Genomic DNA, 7,421 nt, shown 5'->3' with positions numbered 1-7,421 from the left:
GCCGCCATTTTGAAAGCATGGTACCTACGCAATTCGAAGGATGAACAATTAAAGGAGGTTATGACCGTGGAACTTAACGAACAAAGTAACTATCTTCCGTATGTGCTGGGGCGGCTTTTCTCCGTACTGGAAGCAGCACAGCAGAGTGCCAATGGCAGCACTACTATCAAGGACCGGTATTTCAATTCCGCATCGGCTACTCCGGCCACAGTTTTTCCGCTGCTTCTCAACCTGTCTCAGAAACATTTGGCCAAGCTGGGTGGTGGTCTGGCTACCTACTATAACAAACGCATCACCGAACTGAACGCCCGTATCACCCAAACGCTCCCCGCTCGGCTTACTCTGCCGGAACAGAGCGCTTTCCAAATCGGCTATTACCATGAAACTCAAAAACGATACACCAAAAAGGAGGAACAGTAACTATGTCCGAAGCTATCAAGAACCGCTATGATTTTGTCATTCTCTTTGATGTGGAGAACGGTAACCCCAACGGTGATCCCGATGCCGGCAACATGCCCCGAATTGACCCGGAAACCGGATGCGGGTTGGTGACCGATGTCTGTCTGAAGCGCAAGATTCGAAATTATGTGGAAACTGCCAAGGAGGATGTTCCCGGATACCGCATCTACATCAAGGATCAGGTGCCGCTGCAACGCAGTGATGCCGAGGCCCTTGCCTATCTGGGCGTTGAAGGCGACTTGAAAGCAGCCAAGAAGGACGATCCCTCCCTTGATGGTAAAATCCGGGATTTTATGTGCCAGAATTTCTATGACATCCGTACCTTTGGTGCCGTTATGACCACTTTTGTCAAAGGAGCTTTGAACTGCGGCCAAGTGCGCGGCCCCGTGCAGTTGGGCTTTGCCCGCAGCGTAGACCCCATTTTGCCTCAGGAGGTCACCATCACACGAGTGGCCATTACCACTGAGGCCGATGCCGAGAAAAAAGGTACCGAGATGGGGCGCAAGTACATTGTCCCCTACGGTCTGTACCGGGCCGAAGGATATGTCTCAGCCAATCTGGCTCGCAAAACCACCGGTTTTTCCGAGGAAGATCTTACCTTGCTGTGGCAGGCTATCTTGAATATGTTTGAAAACGATCATAGCGCCGCCCGTGGCAAAATGGCCGTTCGGGAACTCATCGTTTTCCGCCATGATTCCGAACTGGGCAACGCCCCCGCCTACAAGCTGTTTGATACGGTGCAGGTACAGCGCAAAGAGGGTGTTACTGTGCCTCGCAGCTACCTAGATTATACTGTCACTTTGGCAGACGCTCTGCCTGCCGGCGTAACCCGCCTGCGTATGGGATAATGGACGGCGAGTATTTACTGTTATCGGGCATCCAGCATTTTTGTTTTTGCCGCCGCCAGTGGGCTCTGATTCATATGGAGCAGCAGTGGCAGGAAAATCTTCGAACCGTCGAAGGCCGTCTGGAGCACACACGTTGTCACAACGATTCGCTACGAGAAAAACGCGGAGACCTTCTGACAGTGCGGGGAATGCGTGTAGCATCCCATACGCTACGTCTAAGCGGCATCTGTGATGTGGTGGAGTTTCATGCCGATTCCGATGGTATTCCTTTGCAGGGACAAACCGGACTTTGGCGTCCCCTGCCTGTAGAATATAAACATGGTACCACTAAGCAGAACGATGCAGACCGGCTGCAGTTATGCGCTCAAGCCATCGCTCTGGAAGAGATGCTGGTATGTACGATACCCCGTGGCGCTCTGTACTACGCAGCAGACCGGCGTCGGGAAATGGTGGATTTCACTCCAGAACTGCGCGAAGCGACTCGCCACACCGCAGCCGAGATGAACGACTGCTTTATAAGAGGCCACACGCCCAAGACGCGGCCGGGCACGCATTGCAATGCGTGTTCGCTGAAAGAGTTATGTCTGCCTACTCTTTGCCGCAAAACCGATGCTGGTGGATACATCCACACCCACATTCAAGCTGCTCTGGCCGAGGAGGAATCATGAGAAAACTGCTGAACACACTTTTTGTACTGACTCCGGAGAATTATCTTTCTCTTGAAGGAGAAAACGTGATAGTCAGCCGGGAACACCAGGAAGTGGCACGTTTTCCATTGCATACGCTGGAGGGAATTTTAGCTTTTACCTATGCAGGTGCCTCTCCTGCTTTGATAGGTGCTTGTGCCCAGCGTGGCGTAGATCTCGCTTTTTTTACCCCTAACGGACGGTTTCTTGCCCGTACTGTAGGGGAAGAGCGAGGAAACGTATTACTGCGTCAGCAACAGTACCGTGTCGCCGATGACCCTGCTGTCAGCTGCCGATACGGTCGCTGCTTCCTTCTGGGGAAAGTTTACAATGCCCGTTGGGTTCTGGAACGAGCCACCCGGGACCATCCCCAGCGGGTACCGGTGGAAAAACTAAAACAGGTATCCGCTCAACTGGCATCTGCATTACCTGCCATCGAAAGCAGCGTTACTCTGGAAGAATTGAACGGGTTCGAGGGGGAAGCCGCTCAGCGCTATTTTTCTGTGTTTAACAGTCTGATTTTGCAGCAGCAGGATGGATTTGTTTTTACAGGTCGCAGTCGCCGCCCACCGCTGGACGCTGTCAACGCATTACTTTCCTTCGCTTACACTCTGCTGGCCCGGGAATGTGCCGCTGCTTTGGACGGTGCCGGCCTGGATCCTTACGTGGGGTTTCTTCACCGCCCTCGACCCGGTCGGCAAAGTCTCGCCTTGGATTTGATGGAAGAACTGCGGGCCATCTTTGCAGACCGTCTGGTGCTCGCATGTATCAACCAGAAGATCGTGACACCCAAGCATTGCAAACGGCAGGAAAATGGTGCCGTACTTCTTACTGATGAAGGGCGAAAAGTTTTTTTGGCGGCTTGGCAGCGTCGGAAGCAAGAAACGCTCACCCATCCGTTTCTGGGCGAAAAAATTCCCTGGGGGCTTGTACCCTATGTACAGGCACTTCTGTTGGCTCGCACACTTCGTGAGGATTTGGACGTATATCCGCCCCTTTTCTGGAAATAGACCGAAAGGCGGTATGTTTATGCTGGTGCTAATTACCTATGATGTAAACACCGAAACTGCTGCCGGGCGCAAACGCCTGCGCAAAGTTGCGAAAGCTTGTGTTGACCACGGGCAGCGCGTGCAAAATTCTGTATTTGAATGTCTTCTGGATTCCGCCCAATATGCTCAGCTCAAAGCGCAGTTAGGTACTCTCATTGACCCCAATCAGGATAGTCTGCGTTTTTACCGATTGGGGAATAATTACAAAAGCAAAGTGGAACATCTGGGACTCTCCCCCGCCTGGGCACAAGACGACCTCTTATTGTTATAATACTGGCAGTGCGAACGGGAAGTACACAAATCTTCACCCAGAGTTTCGCACTGGCGAATGAAAGAAAAATGTGCTTACTGTCACTCATTTTCTTGATGTATAAAAAGACCTCTGCATATTTTTAGAGAATTTTTATGTTTTGATGCAAAATTGTGTCGATTTTTAGGCACTTTTGCTGTCGCCCTCCTCACGGAGGGCGTGGATAGAAATTGACAGCATCAAAGTTTTGCACAGCAAATACCTGTCGCCCTCCTCACGGAGGGCGTGGATAGAAATTGATGAGGGGGAGCAGGAAAAGAAGCTCAAATTTGGTCGCCCTCCTCACGGAGGGCGTGGATAGAAATTGCGGTGCGACGTACTTCGATACGGATACCGTATGTCGCCCTCCTCACGGAGGGCATGGATAGAAATACTTCGGAAGCAACAGCAGCCGCAGCCTCTTCAGTCGCCCTCCTCACGGAGGGCGTGGATAGAAATAAGGCAAAACACCTGACGGATGATATAGCCATCCCGTCGCCCTCCTCACGGAGGGCGTGGATAGAAATCAAAACGTCCGTGTCGAAAATGGTCTCGTCGACTGTCGCCCTCCTCGCGGAGGGCGTGGATAGAAATGAAGAGGATATCATTACAGCAAGCACAATTCCACGTCGCCCTCCTCACGGAGGGCGTGGATAGAAATAAGGCAAAACACCTGACGGATGATATAGCCATCCCGTCGCCCTCCTCACGGAGGGCGTGGATAGAAATCAAAACGTCCGTGTCGAAAATGGTCTCGTCGACTGTCGCCCTCCTCGCGGAGGGCGTGGATAGAAATGCTCCGGAAAGGATGCAGAAATGGAAAAGACAGTGTCGCCCTCCTCACGGAGGGCGTGGATAGAAATTTCCATCCATACAACAGCGCCCCAATGCTGCGTGGTCGCCCTCCTCACGGAGGGCGTGGATAGAAATGAGATGTACACGACATAGACCACTGCGGCAATCGTCGCCCTCCTCGCGGAGGGCGTGGATAGAAATTTGTTGTGGTACGCTCCGCCCCGGCTACAATCCTGCACGTCGCTCTCCTCACGGAGGGCGTGGGTAGAATTTTCTATTCGTTTGTTAAACAACATTAAAATATCAAATGGCATTAAAATAACTAATCAGAAATTCCTTAATATAAGGGATACCGACGATTATAAGTGTTTTCGACTCGGATCAATTCAAAGTCGTGCTGCTAACCGATGCACTCCTTTCCGGTCACGTGCCTGTACTGTGGAATCAATGTAGTGCTCGCGGCCATCTAATTCTATTGCGAGCATCGGCGCCATTCTCTGACAGTCTTCCCACCGATACGCAAAAAACAAACCGGCCTGTGCAGAACAGATTGATGTATCCTTTGTTGTCCTCAAAACCATGCGAAATAGCCTCTTCGCACCAGTGCAGTGATCATCACAGTGACGTATTGCGGCTTTACTGTCGAATATACGGTGAGCGTTGTCAAATATGTTGCTCCGACACAAAACAGCACAGCTACTACGACTAATGCAACGACCGGGAACAGCGGTAACTCGACTGGTAGCGCCCAGATTGGAACCAGCGATAACGCGGCCGGTCAGGACAACGTTATTATTCTCGGTGGCGGTACGTCGGAGGGAAATGACGGAAACGCTACAAATAACGATGCTGAACGGTCGATGGCGCCAGTAGAGTGAAAAAGGAAAAGACGGATGTATTCTTACATCCGTCTTTTCCTTTTACTAAATCATAGCTTCGAGGGCAGTTTAACGTATCAGAAACCCCTGTAGCAAATGCTGCAGGGGTTTTGATTTACCTTTTTCAGCAATCATAATATCGAATCATTCAATGGGCAAATCCTTCATGTTTTAGGTACGCAATAAAGGCAAAGCGACCGTGAATTCTGTGCCCTTGCCGACTTCGCTCTTTGCACTGATTGAGCCGCCGCTCAATTGAATAATGCGGTATACCAGCGACAGGCCAAGTCCATTTCCGACGGACGAATGCGCGGTATCCGCCTGATAAAACTTGTCAAAGATATGACCGATTTCAGATGCGCTGATGCCAATGCCTTCGTCTCGAATGCTCACCGAAATATTGTCCGCAGTTTGGCTGGAAGAAATAAAAATGTGACCTCCGTCATAGCTGAATTTGATGGCGTTGCTGATGAGATTCATCCAAACATGTTCCATCATTTCTACATTGTTGACATAGGTGAGTTTCGGTAAGTCCACATCAAAGGTGATATTTTTTGCGCTCCATACGGTTTCCATCCGCAGCACACAGTTGCGGATTTGCTCATCCAAATCGTACTCCAACCGTTCTGCTACAAGCTTTTGATTGTCATACCGGGCAACCAAAAGAACACTGCTGGCCAGATTGGACAACTGTTCCGATTCTTCTGCTATGTATTCCAGATACTCTTTTCGCTTTTCCGGAGATAGATTTTCGTTTTTAAGTCGCTTGGCAAAACCGCGGATTGATACGATTGGCGTTTTAAACTCATGGGAAAAGGTATTGATAAAATCATTGCGCATCATCTCTGTGCTGCCCAATTCTGCGGTCATCTGATTAAAACTGTGTAGGAGTTCATAAACATCACCTGCGCCGGATTCCTCGACCCGCACAGAATAATCTCCCTTTGAGATGGACTTGGTAGCTTTCACCATGTCCTGCAGAGGCTTCGCGGAACGTTTGCTGACTACGGATGAAATCGGAATCGCCACCAGAGTAGAGATCAGCATCGGCAACAACGGCGATTGCGGCCGATGATTCGTAGGAACATAGACAAACACATTCAGCCAGATGAATGCCGTAATAAAACTGGACAAAAGATTGGTAATGACAACACAGGTGACAAAGATCCCGCGCGAGGAATGGAGCATTCGCTTGATCATAGTTTCACCGCCTTATAGCCCAGACCGCGAACCGTTATAATCTCAAAATCATGGTTATCCCGGAATCTGTCCCGCAGCTTATTGATGTGGACGTTTACAGTATGCTCATCGCTCTCGGTGTCCAGGTCCCATATTTCATCCATCAACTGCCGTCGGGTGAAGGTTTTATTGTTAAAGGAAGTTTGTAAAGCAGAAGGAATTCTTTCTTCGGCAACACCTGTGCTGTGCCGCTCGAAATCACCGTCAGAGAGTCATAGATAAGCTCTGTGCTTCCCACCGTCAGTTTCCTCTCCGTCAAAATCTTGGCTCGCCGCAGCAGCGCTGCAACCCGCAGAAGCATTTCTTCCTCATCAAAAGGCTTTACCATATAGTCATCGGCACCTAATAGAAAGCCTTTCTTTTTGTCTGAAAGAGTCTGCTTAGCTGTCACCATCAAAACCGGCATATCCATACCGCTTTCGCGGATTTGCCTCAACAGCTCATATCCATCCATCCTCGGCATCATAATGTCAAGAACGATCAAATCAATATGCTTTTTTTCCAGAACATCCAAAGCCTCCAGTCCATTGCATGCAAGAATCGGCTCATATCCTGCATCTGTCAGCGCATCTTCCATCAGTGTGCGTATTCCTTTATCGTCTTCCACAACCAAGATTCGAAACATTACAATTCTCACCTGTCTTTTTATGATTTGACAAATAAAGGGTATCACCGATTTACAAAGCAAAGATAAACAATTTGTAAATTTATGCAAATCTACGCAAAAGTTGACCGAAAGTTGATCTTACGAAACGTAAACTTAATCTTTCTTCTTTATAATCATTGGCAAATCCATTACTTATGAATAGGAGTGCACTTCAACATGAAATACAAACTTCATGCATTTTTTTCCAACCGCAACGGAATTGACGAACTGGGCAGAACACTTTTATGGGGTGCCCTGGCCATTATGATACTTGGCACACTGCTCGGGATTACTTTTTTATACAATGCAGCTTTAATCTTACTGCTCTATGTATATATCCGGGCTTTTTCACGCAATCTTGAAAAGTGTCGGAGGCAGAACGCAAAATATATTGCATGGCGCAATTTTCTAAAACTGCGCTTCCGCCAGCGTAAGACCCACAAATTTTACCGCTGCCGCAAATGCAAACAAAAACTGCGTGTACCGAAAGGGAAAGGTAAAATCTGTATCACATGCCCCAATTGCGGAGAGC

At 49.2% G+C, this 7,421-nt stretch carries 8 protein-coding genes, 1 pseudogene and 1 CRISPR repeat array; of the genes and pseudogenes, 6 read left to right on the top strand and 3 right to left on the bottom strand.

Annotated elements, in window-relative coordinates; translation table 11 throughout:
• The 5 genes from AB5H98_RS12155 to cas2 form a co-directional block, all read left to right on the top strand.
• Nucleotides 1-420 (top strand): type I-C CRISPR-associated protein Cas8c/Csd1 (locus tag AB5H98_RS12155; protein ID WP_367926161.1); only part of this gene is annotated, 420 nt, incomplete at its 5' end.
• A gap of 2 nt (nt 421-422) precedes the next feature.
• Nucleotides 423-1,307 (top strand): type I-C CRISPR-associated protein Cas7/Csd2, encoded by an 885-nt coding sequence (cas7c, locus tag AB5H98_RS12150; protein ID WP_367926160.1) that lies wholly within the window; start codon nt 423-425, stop codon nt 1,305-1,307.
• Nucleotides 1,307-1,975, top strand: a complete 669-nt coding sequence (gene cas4 / locus AB5H98_RS12145) for a CRISPR-associated protein Cas4 (RefSeq protein WP_367926159.1) — start codon at nt 1,307-1,309, stop codon at nt 1,973-1,975. Before cas7c ends, cas4 begins: the two co-directional genes overlap by 1 nt.
• Nucleotides 1,972-3,003: a type I-C CRISPR-associated endonuclease Cas1c gene (gene cas1c, locus AB5H98_RS12140; RefSeq protein WP_367926158.1), complete on the top strand. Its 1,032-nt coding sequence runs from the start codon at nt 1,972-1,974 to the stop codon at nt 3,001-3,003. Before cas4 ends, cas1c begins: the two co-directional genes overlap by 4 nt.
• A 19-nt stretch (nt 3,004-3,022) precedes the next feature.
• Nucleotides 3,023-3,313, top strand: coding sequence for a CRISPR-associated endonuclease Cas2 (cas2, locus tag AB5H98_RS12135; protein ID WP_367926157.1), 291 nt, complete (start codon nt 3,023-3,025; stop codon nt 3,311-3,313).
• Nucleotides 3,314-3,490: 177 nt separating this feature from the next.
• A CRISPR array of direct repeats spans nt 3,491-4,398; the repeat unit is 33 nt; unit sequence GTCGCCCTCCTCACGGAGGGCGTGGATAGAAAT.
• Nucleotides 4,399-4,512: 114 nt separating this feature from the next.
• Here cas2 and AB5H98_RS12130 read toward each other — a convergent pair.
• The 3 genes and pseudogenes from AB5H98_RS12130 to AB5H98_RS12120 all read right to left on the bottom strand — a co-directional run bounded on the left by AB5H98_RS12130 (nt 4,513) and on the right by AB5H98_RS12120 (nt 6,868).
• Complete coding sequence (locus AB5H98_RS12130) at nt 4,513-4,707, bottom strand: hypothetical protein (RefSeq protein WP_367926156.1); 195 nt, start codon at nt 4,705-4,707, stop codon at nt 4,513-4,515.
• A 468-nt stretch (nt 4,708-5,175) separates the two neighbouring features.
• The gene (locus tag AB5H98_RS12125; protein ID WP_367926155.1) at nt 5,176-6,204 is read right to left on the bottom strand and encodes an ATP-binding protein; all 1,029 of its coding nucleotides are present in this window, start codon (nt 6,202-6,204) and stop codon (nt 5,176-5,178) included.
• Nucleotides 6,201-6,868: pseudogene (locus AB5H98_RS12120) on the bottom strand (response regulator transcription factor). The gene AB5H98_RS12125 and the pseudogene AB5H98_RS12120 overlap by 4 nt, the downstream one beginning before the upstream one ends.
• A 198-nt stretch (nt 6,869-7,066) precedes the next feature.
• Here AB5H98_RS12120 and AB5H98_RS12115 point away from each other — a divergent pair.
• Nucleotides 7,067-7,421: hypothetical protein (locus AB5H98_RS12115; protein ID WP_367926154.1), on the top strand; the 355-nt coding region annotated here is incomplete at its 3' end.

The organism is uncultured Ruthenibacterium sp. (genome assembly GCF_963558415.1).
In the GTDB taxonomy this organism is placed as follows: Bacteria; Bacillota; Clostridia; order Oscillospirales; family Ruminococcaceae; genus Ruthenibacterium.
Note: the sequence above shows the minus strand (reverse complement) of the source record. Positions and strands in the feature narration are given on the sequence as shown.